21 protein-coding genes and 1 tRNA gene are annotated in these 18,640 nt (G+C 74.9%); 14 read left to right on the plus strand and 8 right to left on the minus strand.

The annotated features are described in order from the left end of the window. Positions 1 to 1,986 (plus strand): hypothetical protein (locus VGL20_08100; GenBank protein ID HEY2703636.1); only part of this gene is annotated, 1,986 nt, incomplete at its 5' end. A 3-nt stretch (positions 1,987 to 1,989) separates the two neighbouring features. Here the strand turns inward: VGL20_08100 and VGL20_08105 are convergent. Continuing rightward, a complete protein-coding gene (locus tag VGL20_08105; protein HEY2703637.1) occupies positions 1,990 to 2,556 on the minus strand; it encodes a TetR family transcriptional regulator in 567 nt (188 codons plus the stop codon). Positions 2,557 to 2,677: 121 nt separating this feature from the next. Between VGL20_08105 and VGL20_08110 the strand changes: the two genes are divergently transcribed. The 4 genes from VGL20_08110 (at position 2,678) to VGL20_08125 (ending at position 5,786) form a co-directional block, all read left to right on the plus strand. After that, entirely contained in the window at positions 2,678 to 3,613 is a 936-nt protein-coding gene (locus VGL20_08110; protein HEY2703638.1) for an SDR family oxidoreductase, read from the plus strand. 112 nt (positions 3,614 to 3,725) lie between these two features. Further along, entirely contained in the window at positions 3,726 to 4,619 is an 894-nt protein-coding gene (locus VGL20_08115) for a lipase (protein HEY2703639.1), read from the plus strand. Between the two features lie 5 nt (positions 4,620 to 4,624). Further along, complete coding sequence (locus tag VGL20_08120) at positions 4,625 to 4,996, plus strand: nuclear transport factor 2 family protein (GenBank protein HEY2703640.1); 372 nt, start codon at positions 4,625 to 4,627, stop codon at positions 4,994 to 4,996. Between the two features lie 43 nt (positions 4,997 to 5,039). Then, a complete protein-coding gene (locus tag VGL20_08125; GenBank protein ID HEY2703641.1) occupies positions 5,040 to 5,786 on the plus strand; it encodes a maleylpyruvate isomerase family mycothiol-dependent enzyme in 747 nt (248 codons plus the stop codon). On the opposite strand, the gene VGL20_08130 is transcribed toward VGL20_08125, so the two are convergent. The 3 genes from VGL20_08130 to VGL20_08140 are packed head-to-tail and all read right to left on the minus strand — an operon-like array spanning position 5,787 to position 7,871. Further along, positions 5,787 to 6,905 carry an ATP-binding protein gene (locus VGL20_08130; GenBank protein ID HEY2703642.1) on the minus strand — a complete coding sequence of 373 codons (1,119 nt, stop codon included), beginning with the start codon at positions 6,903 to 6,905 and terminating at the stop codon, positions 5,787 to 5,789. After that, complete coding sequence (locus VGL20_08135; protein ID HEY2703643.1) at positions 6,905 to 7,591, minus strand: response regulator transcription factor; 687 nt, start codon at positions 7,589 to 7,591, stop codon at positions 6,905 to 6,907. Before VGL20_08135 ends, VGL20_08130 begins: the two co-directional genes overlap by 1 nt. Positions 7,592 to 7,631: 40 nt before the next feature. Further along, positions 7,632 to 7,871, minus strand: coding sequence for a hypothetical protein (locus tag VGL20_08140; GenBank protein ID HEY2703644.1), 240 nt, complete (start codon positions 7,869 to 7,871; stop codon positions 7,632 to 7,634). Positions 7,872 to 8,084: 213 nt separating this feature from the next. Here VGL20_08140 and VGL20_08145 point away from each other — a divergent pair, with 213 nt between their 5' ends. The 5 genes from VGL20_08145 (at position 8,085) to VGL20_08165 (ending at position 11,960) form a co-directional block, all read left to right on the plus strand. Continuing rightward, positions 8,085 to 8,429, plus strand: coding sequence for a hypothetical protein (locus VGL20_08145; protein ID HEY2703645.1), 345 nt, complete (start codon positions 8,085 to 8,087; stop codon positions 8,427 to 8,429). Positions 8,430 to 8,566: 137 nt separating this feature from the next. After that, complete coding sequence (locus VGL20_08150; GenBank protein ID HEY2703646.1) at positions 8,567 to 9,376, plus strand: ParB/RepB/Spo0J family partition protein; 810 nt, start codon at positions 8,567 to 8,569, stop codon at positions 9,374 to 9,376. Between the two features lie 95 nt (positions 9,377 to 9,471). Then, positions 9,472 to 10,635 carry a helix-turn-helix transcriptional regulator gene (locus VGL20_08155; protein HEY2703647.1) on the plus strand — a complete coding sequence of 388 codons (1,164 nt, stop codon included), beginning with the start codon at positions 9,472 to 9,474 and terminating at the stop codon, positions 10,633 to 10,635. 121 nt (positions 10,636 to 10,756) lie between these two features. Further along, positions 10,757 to 11,203: a hypothetical protein gene (locus tag VGL20_08160; protein ID HEY2703648.1), complete on the plus strand. Its 447-nt coding sequence runs from the start codon at positions 10,757 to 10,759 to the stop codon at positions 11,201 to 11,203. Positions 11,204 to 11,507: 304 nt separating this feature from the next. Next, entirely contained in the window at positions 11,508 to 11,960 is a 453-nt protein-coding gene (locus tag VGL20_08165) for a hypothetical protein (GenBank protein HEY2703649.1), read from the plus strand. Positions 11,961 to 12,072: 112 nt separating this feature from the next. Here the strand turns inward: VGL20_08165 and VGL20_08170 are convergent, their stop codons facing one another. Beyond that, positions 12,073 to 12,540 (minus strand): MarR family transcriptional regulator, encoded by a 468-nt coding sequence (locus VGL20_08170; GenBank protein ID HEY2703650.1) that lies wholly within the window; start codon positions 12,538 to 12,540, stop codon positions 12,073 to 12,075. A gap of 347 nt (positions 12,541 to 12,887) precedes the next feature. On the opposite strand from VGL20_08170, the gene VGL20_08175 reads away from it, so the two are divergent. Continuing rightward, positions 12,888 to 13,832, plus strand: coding sequence for a hypothetical protein (locus tag VGL20_08175; GenBank protein HEY2703651.1), 945 nt, complete (start codon positions 12,888 to 12,890; stop codon positions 13,830 to 13,832). Between the two features lie 32 nt (positions 13,833 to 13,864). On the opposite strand, the gene VGL20_08180 is transcribed toward VGL20_08175, so the two are convergent. Continuing rightward, positions 13,865 to 14,794, minus strand: a complete 930-nt coding sequence (locus tag VGL20_08180; protein HEY2703652.1) for a diacylglycerol kinase family protein — start codon at positions 14,792 to 14,794, stop codon at positions 13,865 to 13,867. Positions 14,795 to 14,861: 67 nt separating this feature from the next. Between VGL20_08180 and VGL20_08185 the strand changes: the two genes are divergently transcribed. Next, positions 14,862 to 15,260: a hypothetical protein gene (locus VGL20_08185; GenBank protein ID HEY2703653.1), complete on the plus strand. Its 399-nt coding sequence runs from the start codon at positions 14,862 to 14,864 to the stop codon at positions 15,258 to 15,260. 40 nt (positions 15,261 to 15,300) lie between these two features. Here VGL20_08185 and VGL20_08190 read toward each other — a convergent pair. Beyond that, positions 15,301 to 15,379 (minus strand) — tRNA-Asp (locus VGL20_08190). A gap of 95 nt (positions 15,380 to 15,474) precedes the next feature. Here VGL20_08190 and cysS point away from each other — a divergent pair. Further along, the gene (cysS, locus tag VGL20_08195; GenBank protein ID HEY2703654.1) at positions 15,475 to 16,707 is read left to right on the plus strand and encodes a cysteine--tRNA ligase; all 1,233 of its coding nucleotides are present in this window, start codon (positions 15,475 to 15,477) and stop codon (positions 16,705 to 16,707) included. Here cysS and aroF read toward each other — a convergent pair. Next, positions 16,670 to 17,716 carry a 3-deoxy-7-phosphoheptulonate synthase gene (aroF, locus tag VGL20_08200; GenBank protein ID HEY2703655.1) on the minus strand — a complete coding sequence of 349 codons (1,047 nt, stop codon included), beginning with the start codon at positions 17,714 to 17,716 and terminating at the stop codon, positions 16,670 to 16,672. The two genes, cysS and aroF, sit on opposite strands and share 38 nt — an antisense overlap. A gap of 85 nt (positions 17,717 to 17,801) precedes the next feature. On the opposite strand from aroF, the gene VGL20_08205 reads away from it, so the two are divergent. Next, on the plus strand, positions 17,802 to 18,626 hold the full coding sequence (locus tag VGL20_08205; GenBank protein HEY2703656.1) for a GNAT family N-acetyltransferase: 825 nt from the start codon (positions 17,802 to 17,804) through the stop codon (positions 18,624 to 18,626). The last annotated feature ends 14 nt before the right edge of the window (positions 18,627 to 18,640 follow it).

The following is an 18,640-nucleotide window of genomic DNA, read 5'->3' on the forward strand; positions in this document are numbered from 1 at the left end:
ACGAGGCTGCTGCGTGCCCTGCTGGCAATGGCGATCGCGTGCACGGCCGCGCTGTGGGCGGTGCCGGTGTTCGCCGCCACGGTGTCCGCCACATCACACCAGGTCGTCGCAGGCGGAACCCTGGACGTCAGCGCCATCGGAGGCCTGGATTCCCCCAGCCCGTTCACGGTTTCCGTCGCGCTGTGGATCGGCGCCGGCACCCCGGTGCAGTTGACGCCGGAGCTCACCCACGATCCCTCCGGAAACGCCACCGGCGTGGTCACTGTGCCCCCGTCGACGCCGCCTGGCAGCTACACCCTCGCGGTCTGCAACAACCCCGCGCCGTGCCTCCAGATCAACCAGCCCGGAAACCAACCCCCTGCGGGGACCGACAGCCAGGCGGTCGACGTCACCGCCGCTCCCACCCCCACGCCGACGCCGGTCCCCACGCCCACGGCCACCCCGACACCCGCCACCACGCCCACGCCCCACCCCACCCCGAAGCCCACCGCCGCCCACACCGCGACCCCGGCGCCGACCCCGACCGCCACGCCCACGCCCGCGCCGACCCCGACCGCCACCCCCGAGCCCACCGCGCTGCCGCTGGCCTCCGTGGCCACTCCTCCGCCGGCGGCGCCGCCGCCCTCCTCCAGGCCACCGGCGGGACCGCTCGCCTACGACGTCGCCGCCCACGCCCCCGCGATCGTCAACCTCCAGGTCACCGCCTTCGCCCTGCTCAGCATCGTCGGCGGCGGCGGCCTCGCCGGCGCCGGGATGGCGCTGCGTCCGGCCGCGGCCGGCGGCGGCCGCAGGTCGGGATCGATCGCCTCGGGCAAGGTCAAGCACGCCAAGTACGCGGGCGACCGGACCGCCCCCGGCGACCAGTCGCTCACCTGGCGCTGGCCGGGGACCGCGCTGCTCGACGGCCTCAGCCTCGCCCTCCCCGCCCGGGTCGCCCCCCGGTCACCGCTGCTGGCCCGCCTCCTCGTCGACGGCGCGCACCTGCGGGCGATGCTCGGTTCGCTCTCCCTGCTCGCCCCCGCGCTCGGGGTCGTGCTCGGCGCCCTCGCGCTCCACGACACCGGCGGCCACGCCCTGCCCCCGCAGCTTCCGCTGCTGGCCGCGATCTGCGCCCTCAGCGTCGTCGACGCGATGGCGGGCATCGCCGCCGCCCTCGTGTTCGGGGCCGGCGTCGTCCTCAGCGGCGGCCTCGCCACCGCCGACGACCTCCGGGTCCTGCTCGGGCTCGGCGGCCTCTGGTTCGCCGCCCCGCTGATCGCCAGCGCCGCCCGCCCGCTGCGCCGCCCTCCCGGCGAGACCGGGGCCGAGCGCTGGGACCGGCTCGCCGACCTCGTCATCGCCTCCCTGGTCGGCGCCTGGGCGGTGCAGAAGCTGGCCTCGGCCCTCCCCGGGCTGGCCGGCCACGCCCTCCCGGTCTCCTCCCAGACCGGGGCCCTCGCCCTGGTGGTGCTCGCCGCCCTCACCGGCCGGTTCCTGGCCGAGAGCCTGGTGACCCGGCTCTATCCGCAGCGGCTCGCCCAGGTGCTGCCGGCGAAGGTGCCGTTCGCCAGCCCGCTGCAGCGGCTGGGCGCCACCGCGGTGCGCACCGGCCTGTTCCTGCTCGTCGCCATCCCCTTCATCGGGTCGCGGTGGCAGCTCTACGTGGGCGCGGTGCTCTTCGTGGTGCCGCAGGTGCTGAGCATCTTCGAGAGCCGGTTCCCGAACTGGCCGGGCGTCTACGCGGTGATCCCCCGCGGCATCCTCAAGACGGTGCTGATGCTCTTCTTCGGCAAGGCGTTCGGCACCCTGGTCACCAGCCATCTCCACGACCCGCGCCAGCTCATCGCCGACTGCTTCGTGCTGCTCGCCCTCCCCGGCCTGGTGCTCTCGCTGCTCGACCTGGTCGCCCGCGACGGCACCAGGCGCGAGCTGACCTGGCTCCACCGCATCGGCGGCACCGCCGTCCTGCTCGTGGGCGTGCTCTTCGTCCTCGGGTACGTCGGCTAGGGATCACCGGCCCGCGGTCACCGCCTTCAGCTCGTCCATCGAGTCTCGGACCAGCTGGGGCAGGTCTCGCCGGCCGGTCTCGTCGATCCAGCGTTCGAACGCGATCCGGAAGACGGCGATCCCGGCCTCGGCGGCCAGGCTCGCGGCCGGCTCGCCGGCGCCGCGCCGGCGGAGCGCGCCGGCGAGCGCCGCGGCCAGCGATGCGAGCTTGATCAGCTCACGCTCTCGCAGCTCGGCGTTGGCGGCGATGACCGCGTGGCGCTGCCGGGCGTGGTCCCGGCGCTCCTGGAGCACCGCTCCGGCAGCCTCCAGGGCGGCGGCGACGGCGTCGATCGGCGTCGCGGAGTCGGGCGCGCCGGCGACCGTGGTCACCAGGAACTCCTGCAGCTGGCCCGCGCCCCAGAACAGGACCTCACGCTTGTCGGCGAAGTACCGGAAGAAGGTTCGCTCCGTGAGCCCCGCCCGCCTGGCGATCTCCGCCACCGTGGTCTGCTCGAAGCCGCGCTCGCCGTAGAGGGCGAGGGCTGCCTGCTCCAGCCGGCCACGCGCGTCCGGTTCCCATCGACCCACGCCCCGATGGTAGTTGATGGCAGCGGCTGACATCGGTGGTATGCTGCGATGGCAGCAACTGACATCGATCGATCCGCCAGGCCGCGTGCCGCGCGGACATCGACCGCCTGGAGGTTCTCTCATGCGCGTGTTCGTGACCGGCGCGTCCGGCTGGATCGGCTCCGCCGTCGTGCCCGAGCTGATCGCCGCCGGCCATCAGGTCACCGGGCTGGCCCGCTCGGATGCCTCGGCCGCGGCTCTCATCGCGGCGGGGGCCGACGTGCAGCGCGGCACCCTCGACGACCTCGACGGCCTGCGCGGCGCAGCCGCGGCGTCGGATGGCGTCATCCACCTCGCGTTCAAGCACGACATCGCCTTCTCCGGGGACTTCCAGGGCGCCGCCGACGCGGATCGCCACGCCGTCGAGACCTTCGGCGAGGCGCTCGAGGGCTCCGATCGACCGTTGCTCATCGCCTCCGGGACGCTCGGGCTCGCACCGGGGCGGGCGGCGACCGAACGGGACGGGCGTGATCCCGGCGCGGAGGCAGCTCGGTTCGGCGGTGCGGAGACCCGGATGGCCACCGCGCAGATGACGCTCTCCCTCGCCTCCCGCGGGGTCCGCGCCTCGGTCGTGCGACTCCCGCCGACGGTGCACGGCGAGGGGGATCACGGCTTCATGGCGAGGCTGGTCGGCATCGCCCGCGACCGGGGCGTCTCCGGCCACATCGGCGACGGGTCCAACCGCTGGCCCGCCGTGCACCGGTTCGATGCCGCGCACCTCTTCCGGCTGGCGCTGGAGCGGACTCCGGCGGGATCGGTGCTGCACGCGGTCGCCGACGAGGGCGTGCCGATCCGCGCCATCGCCGAGGTCATCGGACGGCATCTGGACCTGCCCGTGGTCGCCGTCTCTCCCGACGACGCCGGCGAGCACTTCGGCTGGCTGGCCGGCGTCCTCGCGGTCGACAGCCCGGCTTCGAGCACGCTGACCCGCGACCTGCTGGGGTGGCACCCGGCCCACCCCGGGCTCGTCGACGACCTCGACAAGGGCCACTACTTCCGCCCCCGGCAGGAGGGGTAGGAGGCAATCCCCCAGGTCGAAGAGATCGGACATGCACGCCACCCTCACCCACCGCGATGATGCTCCCGGGGGCGGACGGTCGACATCCCTGCCACAACCAGGAGGCCCGGTCATGCACCTGCCCCGCAGGCTCCTCGCGATCGCGGCGGCCGCCGCCTGCCTCGGCGCCGGGATCACCCCGGTGGCGGCCACGGTGAGCGCCCCGCCGCCGCAGCCGGGGGCGGGCTCACCCCCCGGCGCCAACGACTGGAGCTGCCGGCCCGGCCCCGCCCATCCCCGGCCGGTGGTCCTGGTCCACGGGCTCACCTCGAACATGGGCGAGAACTGGAGCTACATGTCGCCGCTGCTCGCCGCCCAGGGCTACTGCGTCTTCGCCCTCACCTACGGGGTCGATCCGCGGCTCCCCGTCCCCCCCTTCGACCAGCGGGGCGGGATGGTGCCGATGGAGCGGAGCGCGCAGGAGCTGGCCACCTTCGTCGACCGGGTCCTCGGCAGCACCGGGAGCGCGCGGGTGGACATCGTCGGCCACTCCGAGGGCAGCCTGATGCCCGACTGGTACGTGCGCTTCCTCGGCGGGGCGGCGCGGGTGGCGCACTACGTCGGCATCACCCCGCTGTGGCACGGCACCAACCTGCTCGGGCTGGCGACCCTCGACGGGCTGGGACGGTCGCTCGGCCTCTCCGGGGTGTCGGGGGCGGCGGTCGGCCTGCTCTGCGGCTCGTGCCCGGAGTTCCTCACCGGCTCCGACTTCCTGGCGAGGCTGAGCGCGGCCGGCGGCCCCACCGCTCCCGGGGTCACCTACACCAACCTCATGACCAGCCACGACGAGGCGGTGGTGCCCTACACCAGCGGCGTGCTCGACACCCCGGGGGTCACCAACATCGTGGTCCAGGACCAGTGCCCGAACGACCCGTCCGACCACGGCGCCATGGCCTTCGACCCGGTGGTCGCCCGCGACGTGCTCAACGCCCTCGACCTCGCCCATGCCCGTCCGGTGAGCTGCTGACCGCGATGCAGCCGTGCCTCTTCCAGGCCGCGGTCGAGTCCGGCGACCCCGGGGCGGTGCGCGACAGCCTCAGCGCCGACACCGTGTTCAGCAGCCCGGCGGTCTTCTCCCCGTACCGCGGCCGCGACGCCGTCGCCACCGTGCTGGCCGCGGCCATCGACGTGTTCCAGGACTTCCGCTACACCGCCCAGATCGGCGAGGGCGACCACCGGGTGCTGGTGTTCGAGGCCCGCGTCGGCGACCGGAAGCTGCAGGGGGTCGACATCCTCCGGCTCGACCACGAGGGGCTGGTCGCCGAGCTGACGGTGATGCTCCGGCCCCTGTCCGGGCTCGCCGCGATGGCCGACGCGATGCGCCAGCGGCTGGCGGCGGGGTAGCCCTCAGGCGCAGGAGCGAGCGGCGACGTCAGACTCCGTGCCCATGGAGATCTCGGAGCACATCGCCGTCCTCCGCCGCGATGGCGACCTCCTCGCCGTCGCGGCGGCCGCCGCCGGGCCCGACGCCCCGGTGCCGACCTGTCCCGAGTGGCGGGTGCGCGACCTGGTGCGCCACGCCGGCGGGGTGCACCGCTGGGCGGCGGCGCACGTCGCCGAGGGCCGGGCCCGGCGCATCGCCGACCTCGACGCGGTGGTCGCCGCCTGGCCGGGCGACGCCGAGCTGGTCGAGTGGTTCGGCGAGGGCTGTGCCCGGCTCGCCACCGCCCTCGAGCAGGCCCCGCCGGACCTCGCCTGCTACAGCTTCCTTCCCGCGCCCTCGCCGCTGGCCTTCTGGGCGCGGCGCCAGGCCCACGAGACCGCCATCCACCGGGTCGACGCCGAGAGCGCGGTGGGGCGGGTCACGCCGTTCGATCCGGAGGTCGCCGCCGACGGCATCGACGAGCTGGTGATGGGGTTCGTCAGCCGTCCCGGCGGCCGGCTGCGCTCGGAGCAGCCGCGCACGCTGGCGATCGTCCCGACCGACTCCGACTCCCGCTGGCGGGTGCTGATCGGGCCGGATGGAACCCGTGGCGTCCGCGAGGCCGGCGAGGCCGGCTGCATCCTCCGCGGCGCCGCCTCGGACCTCCACCTCCTGCTCTGGAACCGGCGTGACGCCGGCGCCATCGAGGTGCTCGGCGACGCCGGGCTGCTGGAGAGCTGGCGGAGCTCGGTGCAGATCCGCTGGCGCTGATCAGGGCAGGAACAGGGTGACGGTGGTGCCCTCGCCGGGCACGCTGGCGACGTCGACGCTGCCGCCGTGCGCCTCGACGACGTCCCGGACGATGGCCAGGCCCAGCCCCGAGCCGGGCGATCCGTCGCCCTTCACGAAGCGCTCGAGCACGTGGGGGAGCAGCTCTGCGGGGATGCCCTCGCCGTCGTCGACGACGCTCAGCTCGACCCCGGGCGGCGCGGCCGCGGGCCGTGCCACCACCCGCACCGACCCGCCCGGCGAGCTGTGGCGGAGCGCGTTGCCGACCAGGTTGGACAGAACTCCGCGGAGCCGCGCCGGGTCGGCCTCCAGCGCCGCCGGCGCGCCGCTGAGGTCGGCGCTCAGGGTGACCCCGGCGGTGGCGGCGGCGGCACGCTGCGCCTCGAGGGTGTCGTGGACGAGCACGGCGAGATCCACGGGCTCGCGCCGCAACCGCAGCGCGCCCGCCTCGGCGAGGCCCAGGGTGGTGAGGTCGTCGACCAGCACCTCGAGGCTGCGCACCGCGTCGAGGATCGGGATCATCCGCTCGGGACCGGGCGTGTAGACGCCGTCGGTGACCGCCTCGGCCTGGCCGCGGATGATCGAGAGCGGGGTGCGCAGCTCATGGGCGACCTCGGCGACCACCGACCGGCGCCGCGCCTCGGTGGCCTCCAGGCGGCCGCTCATCGAGTTGAAGGCACGCGCCAGGCTGCGCAGCCCGGCGGGTCCGCGCACCGGGACGCGCACGCTGAGGTCGCCCGCCTCGATGCGGCCGGCCGCGTCCACCAGCCGCTCGGCGGGAGCGGCGAGGCGCCGCCCGGCGGCGACCGCGGCCACCAGCGCCAGCGCTCCGAGGAGCAGCCCGGCGACCGACACCAGCCGGGCGAAGGTGCCGGTGGCCACGATCCCCAGCGCGCTCGCCAGCAGCCACACCGCGCCGGCGCCGGCGATGCCGAGCAGGGCGAGCACCAGGGTGATGGCGCAGCCGGCACGGCGCAGCATCCGGTGGGCACCGGGACCCTTCCAGCCGGCGCCTCCGTGCGGCGGCCAGGGCTCGCCCTCGGGCCACCAGGGCGGACGGCGGCGCCCGTCCCACCTCCAGGGACCGTGGCCGCCGGGCATCAGCCGGGGTCCGCGACGCGGTAGCCGACGCCGAACACGGTCTGCAGGAACCGCGGCGCGCGCGGGTCGGGCTCGATCTTCCGGCGGATGTTCTTCACGTGGGCGTCGATCGCCCGCTCGTAGGACTCGACGGCCGCGCCGCGCACCGCGTCGAGCAGCTGGGCCCGGGTGAAGACGCGACCCGGCTGGCGAGCCATGGTGATCAGCAGCTCGAACTCGGTGGGGGTGAGCTCGACCCGGCGGCCCGCCGCGCTGGTCTCCATCCGGGCGGCGTCGAGGACGAGCCCGTCGCCGACCCGGACCAGGTCGCTGCGGTCGGCGGCGGCCTCGGCGCGGCGCAGCACCGCCCGCACCCGGGCGACCAGCTCCTTGGGGCTGAAGGGCTTGGTGACGTAGTCGTCGGCGCCGAGCTCGAGCCCGACCAGCTTGTCGCTCTCGTCGCCGCGGGCGGAGAGCATGACGATGGGGACGGCGCCGTCGCGGCGGAGCGCCCGGGTGACGTCGAGGCCGTCGAGCCCGGGCAGCCCGAGGTCGAGGATGACGAGGTCGGGGCGCCGCCGGCGCGCGGCGTCGAGGGCGCCCCGACCGTCCGATGCGGTGATCACGGCGAACCCGCCGTGCTCGAGATAGTCGCGCACCAGCCGGACGATCTCGGGCTCGTCGTCGACCACCAGGACGGTCTTCACGGCGGAGATCGTAGACGGGTGCACGGCGCTGTCCCGGCGGTCACGCCGACACCGTCTCCTCGGTGCGCGGCGCCGCCACCTCAGCGCCGCCGCGACAGCCGTGCCAGGGGCCGTGGTGGTGATGACCTCCCCAGCCGAAGCCGAGCAGCCGCGGCAGCCAGAGGCCGCCGAGGAAGGTGATGACCACGAATCCGGGTCGCTGGGTGGTGATCCCCACCGCCGCGGCGCCGGCGATCGTCGCCAGCGCCCATCCGATCGCCAGGGGTGATCTGCGTTGCATCTCGGTTCTCCTCGAGCCGGCTGATTCCGGCATCTCCAGGCTCGGGCCGGGATGTGCAGAGGATGTGAACGCGATGCGGAGGTCTGCGGCAGCGCTGCGAGGACACGTTCTCCCAGGAATCTCCCAGCCGATTGCCGGGATGGTCTGAGCGACGGCCCGCAGAGTGAGGTCATGGCCGGGACGCGCCCGGCGAGAACACCAGGAGACACCTGCATGGACGACCTCGAGTACACCCCGCCGGCGCAGCCCGCCCGCCCCACCCTCTTCGGCCTCGGCCGTCGCGGCGCCGCGGCGGTGACCGCCATCGGCCTCATGACCGGCGGCGTGCTCGGCGGCTACGTGGTCTCGCACGCGGCCACCGCGAGCACCAGCACCGCCACCCCCGCGCCGAGCGGCAGCTCGTCGAGTGGCACCGCGCCGAGCGGCACCGCGCCGAGCGGCACCTTCCACTCCAACGAGGATCCCACCCACGAGGCCGGCGAGAGCGCGGCGCGTGAGGCCCAGGAGAACTCGGGCCAGATGCCCGCGCCGCCCGCGAACGGCGCCCCCGGCGGCTGACCCGCCACCCCGACCCAGCCCCTTTCCGCAGCGCGGGGCGGGGGCCGGCACCGCGCCGGCCCCCGCTCTCGTGCCCCGCCAGGTCTGGCCCGAAAGTGTGAAGCGCGGCTCGCCGGCGGACCTATGGTGCGACACCAATGGACGGCGTGCAGGAGCGAGACCTCGCGCGGTCTGCTGTCGCACCGCCGGAGCGAGAGCAGCTCCGCCGGATCCCGCTCGCGCTGCTGCGCCCCCGCTCCGACCAGCCGCGGCGGCGCATGGGGGAGCGGGCGCTCGCGGAGCTCGCCCAGAGCATCCGCACCCACGGCGTGCTGCAGCCGATCCGCGCCCGGCAGCAGGGTGAGGTGTACCGGATCATCGCCGGCGAACGGCGGTGGCGGGCGGCGCGCATGGCCGGCCTGCGCGACATCCCCGCGATCATCGTGGAGAGGGACGACGAGCGCGCCTACCTCGAGGCGCTGATCGAGAACGTCCAGCGCGAGGAGCTCAACGCCGTCGACCGTGCCCTGGCGCTGAAGCGGCTGCGGGTCACCTACCACCTCGGGTCGTGGCAGGAGGTGGGCGAGCTCGTCGGCCTCTCCCGCCAGCACGTCCACAACCTGCTCAAGGTGACCCGGCTGCCCGAGGCGATGCGCGAGGACGTCCGCGCCGGCGACCTCACCGGCAAGCACGCCCGTGCCCTGCTCCGCCTCCAGGACCGCCCCGACGAGCAGTCGCGGCTCTGGGAGCGGATCCACGCCGAGAAGCTCTCCGCGCGGGCCACCGACCGGGCGGCGCGCGCCGCCACCCCGGCGGCGGCCGCGGTGTCGCCGGCCACCGACCTGGCCTCGCTGGTCGACGAGATGATGGCCGGGCTGACCGCGGCGGGCACCGAGGGGCTGCGGGCGGCGCATCACCAGCTCCTCGACCTCCACCAGCGGCTGACCCGGGTGCTGGGAACCGGCTGAGGCGCCGCCCGGTCGAGCTCCTCCCCCGTACGAGTCGTAGGTTTCGCGACTGCTCGGACGTTGAAGGGTGGGCCACCGAGAAGGGAGAGACGGCGATGGCGGACCACCCGAGCGAGCAGCTGCCGATCGGCCAGCGGATCATGCGCTACCGGGTCCGGGCCGGCATGTCGCGAGCTCAGCTGTCCGGCCTCATCGGCAAGTCGCCGAGCTGGCTCTACAAGGTGGAGCGCGGTCTCCTCACCCCCGACCGGCTGTCGGTCCTGTCCGAGCTGGCCGCCGTCCTCCGGGTGGACATCAGCGAGCTCGCCGGCGCCCCCGTCCATCCCGCCCTGGTGCCGCCGCCGCCCGCGAACGTCGCCGCACCGGACGGCGCCGCGCCGCCCGCCCCCGAGCCGCCGGCCCCGCCGCCCGCTCCGGTCGTCGTTCTGGCCGCGGTGGAGGACGCCGCCCCGCCGGTGCCGGAGCCACCTCCGCCGCCCTGGCCCGCGACCTGGCCGTGGGAGCGCCGCCGCGCGGTCGTGGCGGTGCTCGCCGCGGCGGTCGCCGTCGTCCTCTGTGTGCTCCTCCGCGGCGCCATCTCCCCCCACGGCGGCGGCGACGACCCCCGGGCCCGGGCGGCGCCGCCGATGACCGTGTTCCCGGCCTCGCCGCAGGGGCCGCCCGGCCCCGCGGCCGCCGGCGCCCCGGAGCCGGTGGCGGACTCGAGCCCGGTGGTCGCCGCCCTCCCCCCGGCCACCGGACCGCAGCCGCCGCCGCCCGGATCGACGGCCGCGCACCCGCCCGGCGGCGCGCCCGGAGCGGCCCGCTCCCAGGGCGCCGCCGCCCGGACCTCGACCGCGGCCGCCGCCCCGCCGGGCCCGGCGTCGCCATCCCCCTCGACCCGGGACCTGGCGGCGTGGTGGCCGTGGGCCGCCGCCGCGTCCTCCGGCGCCTGCGACGGGTCGCAGTCCGGTGGCTGCAGCCAGGGCAGCGGCCAGGCGGGCAGGTGCTCGAACGCCGCCTACGACGGCGACACCGGTGCGGTGCCGGACGCCGCCTCCTGGCACCTCACCGTCCAGGTGGGGAGCGGGGGGACGCTGTGCGCCCACTGGAACAACCCGGGCATCGAGGGAACGCTCACCGGACCCGACGGACGCAGCCGGGTCGTGCACGGCGACACCTGGATGGTGCTGAGCGCCGGCCCGGGCCGGTACACGCTGCAGCTCCGCCGGGTGGACCCGAGCCGGCCGGACCACGCTCTCCTGCAGCTGTTCGTGTAGCCCGGCGGACCACGATCCCAGATTGCGCACGAAAGTGTGAAGCGCCCCTCGGCGCCGCGCCCAGCATGGCGCGGGGTCGGGCTGCACCGGCCCGTCGGTCCGGGAACCGGAGGAGTGCGCGATGCGGTTCGATGCGGTCACGTCCTGGGCGCTGCCGCTGGTGATGCGGCGCCCGCTGTGCATGGTGGCGACGCTCTGCCTGGTCGCGGCCGCGACCAGCGCGGTCACCCTCGCGGTGATTCCGCCCGACCACCTCGCCGCCGCCTCCGAGCCCTTCGACGGCCTGCCCTACGGCTCCGCGACCTCGGGCGCGCCGGCGCCGGGCCCGGTGCGGGCGGCGAACCCGCCGGTGCTGGACGCCCCGGCGTCACCGCACACCGCGTCCGCCCCGGCGCACCGCCCCGACCGGCCCACCGTGCCGGCCACGGCCGCCCTCGGAGTGCCCGCTCCGCCGCCGCCCACCGCGGGGACCGGCAGCCACCGACCCGGGCTGATCGAGCCCCACCTCCCCGCGCCGGCAGCCTCCCTCCTGGAGACGGTCGGATGGCTCATCCCCGGCGGGGGGTGACCGCGGGAGCGCCCGCCGTCCATCCGGGTTCGGCTCCGCGGGGCGGCACCATCCCAGCGCCTCGTAGCGGCCAGCGCGTGCGCCGCTGCCGGGGTGGTTGACGTGCGTCAACCCACTCTGTGCCTGATGCAGTCAGACCGAGCCGGTACGCTCCCGGACGTTCTCCGGACGTCCTGCTGACGCACCCGAACGTCACAGCCCCCTCCCACGCACCTGGACGTCAGCGACCCAGCGGAGTCGACGCCTCCAACCGGGCAACCGAGCGATGCGAAGCGGGATACCCCGAATCCTTGGCGACACGGCGGTGCAGGTCGGTGACGGCCGCATCGCTGTCGCCCTCATCTTCCTTGCCGTCATCGCTCTGATCCTCATCGGGAGGATGACGTCGGCCAAGACGAAACGACTCTCGCCCGGGGAGGACGCCCCCTGGACCGGCCGGTACGGGATGACCTTGAAGGCGCATGCGAACGTGGACAGGGGCGTTCAGCTCCCGCCGCCAAATCCGTCGCGGAAGGACGAGAAGTGGAGACTCGAGAACGCGCACTCCGGATCGGGATGGCTCGTCGTCGTCCTGGCATTGGCGGTCGTGGGCGCGCTTGCCTACGGTCAGGTCGACGTGTCGGGTCTTCAACGACTCGGCTCGAACGCGACCGGCTCGGCGAGCCTGGCACCACCTCCACCGCGGCAACCGGCTGCTCGCCAGCACCTGCGACAACATGGCCGCCACGGCGTCCGGACCCATCGTCCGAACGACTAGGGCCGGGAAGGCCGGTGGCGCCGCCATGGCGCCGCTCGCTTCCAGGGGCGCAGATCGCGTCCACACCGGCGCTGTGACCGCCGGTGCCGGCTCGGCGGATGCCCCGGCGGTCCTATCGCCCCGGGGCCACCCTCCGCGGGGCCCCGGGCAGCTCCTCCAGCACCCTCTCCAGGGCACCGCGCACCACCCGGGTCTCCTCGGCGCTGAGATGCCCGGAGAAGTACGACGCGATGCCGCGCAGGTGCACCGGAGCGGCCCGGCGCAGGGCGGCGCGACCGTCACGGGTGATGGTCGCGAACCACGACCGCCGATCCGCCGGGTCCGGCTCCCGCTCCACCAGCCCCGCCTCGACCATCTCGTCGACGATCCGGCTCACCCGGGTGCGGCTGACCACGACCCGCTCGCCCAGCTCGCTCATCCGCAGCCGCCGCTCCGGGGCGGAGCTCAGCGCCAGGAGCACGTCGTACCACGCCAGCGAGAGCCCGCGCTCCGACTGCAGCTCGAGCTCGAGGCGCCCCACCAGCGCCGCGTGACAGCGCAGCAGCGCCGCCCAGGCGGCGACTCCGTCGTCGTCCCTCATCGGCGGCACGCTACCACAGCATCGCGTGCGTCCACATCTTGTGCATGAGCACGCATCGATAGCATGGTCCACGCCGGCGGCGGGCATCGGCCGGATCATCACCGGAGACGGTCATGAACACCATCGGTCGCAAACCCGGCTCAGGGCGAGGAGCGACCGTGGAGACGTCGTCCCGGTGGAGGCGCTTCCCCCCGCCCACCACGCGCGCGAGCACCCTCCCGGGGCGTCCCCGAGCACGCCGAGGGCAGGGGGGACCGGATCGGGGCCGGCCTCCCCGTCGACAGCGGCGTCGCCGCCCCAGGCTGATTCGGCGGCCGCCGCGGTGCGCGGCCTCATACTGGCGGGCGATGCCCCTCTTCCGCCGGCGCCGGGAGCCGCCGCCCGAGCCCGAACCAGAGCCCGAGCGCGAGGCGCCGCCGGCGTCCGAGCCCGGGTACTGGCAGCGCATCCTCGAGGCCGACCAGCAGCGGCTGCTGCTCAGCTGTGTGACCGGCGACCTGCGCGGCCGCGGCCACCTGCCGCGCATGGAGGGCTCCGTCGTCGTCATCGACCGTGCCTCGGGCCCGCTGGTGCTGGGCCTCGACAACCTCGCGCAGGTCTGCGCGCAGCATCCCTCCGGCGAGTGGCCCGAGCTGGTGCGCGCCCACTTCGACTCGATGCCGCTGCGCGAGCTGCCGCTTCCTCCCGATTTCGCCAGCGCGAGGGCGATGCTCCGCGTCCGCCTCTACGGCTCCGACACCAACCTCGGCGAGGCGCTGCGACGGCCACTGACCGAGTCGGTGGCGGTGGTGCTGGTGCTCGACTACCCGCGAGCGATCCAGTCGGTGTCGTCCGAAACTCTGCAGGGCTGGGACGTCTCCGAGGACGAGGCGTTCTCGGCGGCGGTCGAGGGCACCTGGGCCGAGCCGGTGCCGGAGCGCGAGGAGGTCGGCGACCCCGACGCCGCGGGCTTCACGGTGCTCCACGGCGAGTCGTTCTACACCGCGTCGCACGTGCTCCACCTGCCCACCCTGATGCACGACCTGCCGCCCGCGGGAGCGCTGCTGGCGATCCCCAACCGGCACCTGGTCGGCGTCCACCTGCTGCGCAGCGCCTCCGGAGCGCTGGGCGCGGTGGGCGCGATGATCCCCTTCGCCGCCGACTTCCATCAGCGCGGGCCGGGGGCGATCTCACCGGGGCTGCTGTGGTGGCGCAACGGGGGCTTCGTCGACCTGCCGGTGGTGCGGCGCACCGACCGGGCCGAGCTCCATCCGCCGGGGGAGTTCACCGCCCTGCTCGACACCCTGCCCTGAGGGTGGCGGCCAGCGCCGCCACCGCCGCCGGCCTACGCATGCTCGACGTCGACGAAGCTCTGGGCCACCGCCACCCGCAGCCCCTCGGCGGCGAGCAGGAAGTCCCCGGGGATGTTGCCGGCGAGCTCGCCGTCGAGGATGACCCCCTGGAGGGTGTCGCTGTGGACGCGCAGGCCGCCGGTGTGCTCGAGGAGGAGGCCACGGGGCAGCCGGTGGGGGCGGAACACCACCGACACCGCCGCGGCGATCAGGCGGTGCAGCGGCATGTCCTCGACGGCGAGGACGTCGAGGCGCCGGTCGTCGAGGTCCGATCCGGGGAGGGCCAGCCGCAGCCAGCCGCCGAAGATCGGCGCGTTGACCACGGAGAGATGGATGACGGTGGTCTCGACCTGCCGGCCGTCGAGGTGGAGCGTGCAGGTGAAGGGGTTGCGGTGCCGCAGCGCGACCAGCGCGGCCACCGCGTAGGTGAGATGGCGGAGGCGCCGCCGGATCGTCGGCCGGGTCGCCAGCTTGGCGAACTCGACGTCGATGCCCATGGCGGCGGCGTGGACGAAGTGGCGGGCGGGAGCTCCGGGGGTCACGAACTGGCCGACGTCGATGGTGGCCACCTTGCCGTCGACGAGCACGCGCACCGCGTCCTCGACCCGGGCGGGGATGCAGAGGCTGCGGGCGACGTCGTTCGACGTCCCCAGGGGGAGGATGCCCAGCACCGCGCCGGTGTCGGCGACGCAGCCGACCACCGCTCCCACGGTGCCGTCGCCCCCGGCGGCGACGATCAGCGGCCGCTCGGGCTCGGGCCGCGCCGCCCACCCCTCGACCCTGCCCAGCTCGCGGATGTCCACCTCCTCGACGATCTCCAGCCCGTTGCGGACGAGGGCGTCCCGGGCGGTGCCGAGCAGCCGCGCCGACCTCCCGGCGTGCGGATTGCTGACCAGGACGACGGTGCGCGGCAGCTGTGACATGGGTGATCCAGGCTACCGCTCGGGACGGCGCACACGGCCCGGGCGGTGATCGGTGACACTGGAGTCCATGAGTGAGCAGTCCGAGGCGCTGGAGCGCATCGCCGGCTCGATCGCTCCCCTGCGGTCGTCCACCCCGGCCGAGGTGCGGGACATGACGGAGCGCCCGTTCGCCGTGACCGCGAACCTCGCCCGGTGGCTGGTCGAGAACCGCAGCGACCTCGCGGACACCGAGCTCAGGGCGCTCTTCGACGCCATCGAGCGGCAGCTTCTCGCCGGCAGCAGACCGGTCCGCGAGCTGGTGGCCGAGGGGCTGCTCGAGGACCTGCAGACCCTCGGCGCCAAGCAGGGGACGCCGGACGAGGCGTGGGTCCAGCACCTCGGCGCGCGCACGCTGCAGACCTGGCGGCTGATCCAGGACCTCTGGGCGGGCCGCATCACCGCTGAGGACTACCGGCGCCGGCTGTGATCTCCGCGCCCCGCGCCGGGATTCTCCCGGGGAGCGCCGCTGGCGACCCCGATCGGATTCGAACCGACGATCTCCACCTTGACAGGGTGGCGTGTTAGGCCAGGCTACACCACGGGGCCGCGGGCGCTGCCGGGATGATAGCACCGGCCTCCGGCGGCCTCGGCCGGCATCCCGGCGCCGCCGCGGACCGCCCGCCTCCGTAGAATCGTCCGAGATGCAGCTGTACGACACGGCGGCACGCACGGTGCGGCCCCTCGAGCCCGCCGGCGACCCCGTGAGCCTCTACGTCTGCGGCATCACGCCCTACGACGCCGCCCACCTCGGCCACGCCTTCACCTACCACGTCTTCGACGTGATCACCCGGCGGCTGCAGGCGGCGGGCCGGGAGGTGCGGAGCGTCCGCAACGTCACCGACATCGACGACGACATCTTCCGGGTCGCCCGCGAGCGCGGCGTCGACGCCCGGGCGCTGGTCGCCTTCCAGGTGTCGCGCTTCGACATGGAGATGGCGAGCATCGACATCCTGCCGGTGACGGTGCCGTACGCCTCGGCGCACGTCCCCGAGATGGTCGACTGGATCGGCCGGCTGGAGGCCGCCGGCTTCGCCTACCCGCGGGACGGCCGGGTGTACTTCGACACCGCAAGGTTCGACCGCTACGGAAGCCTCAGCGGCCTCGACCGCGAGCAGATGATCGCGCTCAGCCGCGAGCGTGGCGCCGATCCCGACGACCCCCGCAAGCGCGACCCGCTCGACTTCATCCTGTGGCAGCCCTCGCTGCCCGACGAGCCGCACTGGCCCAGCCCCTGGGGCGACGGCCGTCCCGGCTGGCACATCGAGTGCTCGGTGCTCGCCACCCGCGAGCTGGGCGAGACCGTCGACATCCACGGCGGCGGTGACGACCTCGTCTATCCCCACCACGAGTCGGAGATCGCCCAGACCGAGGCGCTCCAGGAGCAGCCCCTCGCCCGGCACTGGGTGCACGTCGCGATGGTGCAGCTCGACGGCGTGAAGATGAGCAAGTCACTCGGCAACCTGGTGTTCGTCCGCGACCTCGTCGCCAGGGCGCATCCGGGGGCGGCAAGGCTGGTGCTCGCGGCCCACCACTACCGCACCTCCTGGTCCTACACCGAGGACGACCTCGAGGCCGCGCAGCGCCGCCACCACTCCTGGTCCGGGGCGTTCGGCGAGGGCGAGCGGCTCGGGCTGACCATCGACCCCGACGAGGCCGCCGCCGCCGAGCGCGAGTTCTTCGCCCGGCTCGACGACGACCTCGACACCCCGGGGGCGCTGCTCGTGCTCGACCGGATCGCCACCGGGGCGAGCCGGTCTCAGGCGGGCGCCGGGGTTCCCGTGGCGCCGCTGATGGCACGGCTCAGCGGGGTGATCGGCGTGGAGCTGGACCGCATCGTCACCCGGGAGCTGACGACTCCGCACTCGGCGAGCTGAGCGGGCGGCGCAGCGCCTCGGCGACCCGGCGCAGCTCGTCCATCAGCTCGCCGAACTGCGCGAAGGTGAGCGACTGGGGACCGTCGCTGAGCGCCTCGTCGGGGTTCGGATGCACCTCGACCATGAGCCCGTCGGCCCCGCTGGCGAGCGCGGCGAGGGCCATGGGGGCGACCAGGTGGCGGTGCCCGGTGGCGTGGGAGGGGTCGACGATGATGGGGAGATGGGAGAGCGAGCGCACCAGCGGCACCGCGCTGAGGTCGAGGGTGTTGCGGGTCGCGGTCTCGAAGGTGCGCACCCCGCGCTCGCAGAGGACCACGTCCCGGTTGCCGTGGCTGACCACGTACTCGGCGCTGAGCAGCCACTCCTCGACGGTGTTGCTGAGGCCGCGCTTCAGCATCACCGGCCTGCCCGCCTGCCCGACCGCCTCGAGGAGGGAGAAGTTCTGGGCGTTGCGGGTGCCCACCTGGAGCATGTCGGCGCTGGCGGCGACGAGCTCGACGTCGGCGGGGGTGAGCACCTCGGTGACCACCGGCAGCCCGGTCTCCTCGCGCGCCCGGACCAGCAGCTCGAGCCCGGCGGCGCCGAGCCCGCGGAACGAGTACGGGTTGGTGCGGGGCTTGTAGGCGCCGCCGCGGAGCATCACCGCGCCGGCGGCGCGCACCGCCCGCGCCGTGGAGGTCAGCTGGGCCTGGTCCTCGACCGCGCAGGGGCCGGCGATCACCGAGAACTCGGTGCCGCCGAAGCGCACCCCGGCGACGTCGACCACGGTGCGCTCCGGCTGCCACTCCCGGCCCACCTGCTTGTACGGCTTGCTCACCGGAATGGCGTCGACCACCCCGGGCAGGCCGACGACGTGGTCGCGCACCCCGATCGGGTTGGCACCCAGCACCCCGATCGCCAGCCGCTCGGCGCCGGGCAGCTCGATCGGCTGGTAGCCGTGCTGGCGAACGTGGGCGAGCACCGCGTCGATCTCGGGGCGGGTGGCCTGCGCCCGCATGAGGATGAGCATGGCGCGGTCATCCTCGCAGATCGCCACGGGGGCGGCGCCGGAGGTGCGCCGGAGGTGGTCCGGCGCATACGATCGGAGCACCCTCATGGCGACAGTGGCTCGCGCCGTCCGGCGTCTCTCCACCCGTGACTCGGGACCCGTTCTCGACCTCCTCGACGCCGACCCGGTCGGCAACGCGTTCCTGCGCAGCGAGCTCCGCCTGGGAGCGCTGACCGGCAGCGGCTGGTGGGGGGTGGAGCACCGCGGGCTGATCACCGCCGCGCTCCTCGCCGGCGCCCTGGTGATCCCGTGCGTCCCCGGCCAGGAGGACGCCGAGCTGCTCGCCGGGGTGCTCGACCGCCACTCGCCGCCACGGATGATGGTGGGACGCCGCGAGCAGGTCCACGCCCTCCACCGCGCCCGGCGGCTGGCGCCGGAGCCGCGCGAGGTGCGCGACCCCCAGCCGCTGATGGCGGTGTACCGCGGCCGGCTGCGGGGCCGGCCCAGCCCCGCGGTGCGCCGCGCCGAGCTCACCGACCTCGACCTGCTGGTGGTGGCAGCGGCGGCGATGCACCGCGAGGAGATGGGCATCGACCCCCTCGCCATCGACCCCGCCGGCTGGCGAGCCCGGATGGCGGTGCTCATCGACCGGGGCTGGAGCTGGGTGTGGATCGAGGAGGGCACGGTGCTCTTCAAGGCGGAGCTGAGCGCCTGGACCGCCGAGGTGGTGCAGGTGCAGGGCGTGTACACGGCGCCGTCGGCGCGCGGCCGCGGCATCGCCACCGCCGGCCTCGCCGCGGTCTGCGCGGCGCTCCACGACGAGGTGCCCACCTGCTCGCTCTACGTCAACCACTTCAACGTGGCGGCGCTGCGCGTCTACACCCGGCTCGGGTTCGAGACCGTCGGCGAGTTCGCCACGATCATCCTCTGAGCGCCGGGGTGATC

It is taken from the genome of Candidatus Dormiibacterota bacterium (assembly GCA_036495095.1).
Classification (GTDB): domain Bacteria; phylum Chloroflexota; class Dormibacteria; order Aeolococcales; family Aeolococcaceae; genus CF-96.

Excerpts from the sequence above, each read along its gene's own strand:
- VGL20_08110 (HEY2703638.1), top strand. The coding sequence starts at position 2,678 with ATGCGCGTGTTCGTGACCGGCGCGTCCGGCTGGATCGGCTCCGCCGTC.
- VGL20_08115 (HEY2703639.1), top strand. The coding sequence starts at position 3,726 with ATGCACCTGCCCCGCAGGCTCCTCGCGATCGCGGCGGCCGCCGCCTGC.
- VGL20_08120 (HEY2703640.1), top strand. The coding sequence starts at position 4,625 with ATGCAGCCGTGCCTCTTCCAGGCCGCGGTCGAGTCCGGCGACCCCGGG.
- VGL20_08125 (HEY2703641.1), top strand. The coding sequence starts at position 5,040 with ATGGAGATCTCGGAGCACATCGCCGTCCTCCGCCGCGATGGCGACCTC.
- VGL20_08130 (HEY2703642.1), bottom strand. The coding sequence starts at position 6,905 with ATGCCCGGCGGCCACGGTCCCTGGAGGTGGGACGGGCGCCGCCGTCCG.
- VGL20_08140 (HEY2703644.1), bottom strand. The coding sequence starts at position 7,871 with ATGCAACGCAGATCACCCCTGGCGATCGGATGGGCGCTGGCGACGATC.
- VGL20_08145 (HEY2703645.1), top strand. The coding sequence starts at position 8,085 with ATGGACGACCTCGAGTACACCCCGCCGGCGCAGCCCGCCCGCCCCACC.
- VGL20_08150 (HEY2703646.1), top strand. The coding sequence starts at position 8,567 with ATGGACGGCGTGCAGGAGCGAGACCTCGCGCGGTCTGCTGTCGCACCG.
- VGL20_08155 (HEY2703647.1), top strand. The coding sequence starts at position 9,472 with ATGGCGGACCACCCGAGCGAGCAGCTGCCGATCGGCCAGCGGATCATG.
- VGL20_08160 (HEY2703648.1), top strand. The coding sequence starts at position 10,757 with ATGCGGTTCGATGCGGTCACGTCCTGGGCGCTGCCGCTGGTGATGCGG.
- VGL20_08170 (HEY2703650.1), bottom strand. The coding sequence starts at position 12,540 with ATGAGGGACGACGACGGAGTCGCCGCCTGGGCGGCGCTGCTGCGCTGT.
- VGL20_08175 (HEY2703651.1), top strand. The coding sequence starts at position 12,888 with ATGCCCCTCTTCCGCCGGCGCCGGGAGCCGCCGCCCGAGCCCGAACCA.
- VGL20_08180 (HEY2703652.1), bottom strand. The coding sequence starts at position 14,794 with ATGTCACAGCTGCCGCGCACCGTCGTCCTGGTCAGCAATCCGCACGCC.
- VGL20_08185 (HEY2703653.1), top strand. The coding sequence starts at position 14,862 with ATGAGTGAGCAGTCCGAGGCGCTGGAGCGCATCGCCGGCTCGATCGCT.
- cysS (HEY2703654.1), top strand. The coding sequence starts at position 15,475 with ATGCAGCTGTACGACACGGCGGCACGCACGGTGCGGCCCCTCGAGCCC.
- aroF (HEY2703655.1), bottom strand. The coding sequence starts at position 17,716 with ATGCTCATCCTCATGCGGGCGCAGGCCACCCGCCCCGAGATCGACGCG.
- VGL20_08205 (HEY2703656.1), top strand. The coding sequence starts at position 17,802 with ATGGCGACAGTGGCTCGCGCCGTCCGGCGTCTCTCCACCCGTGACTCG.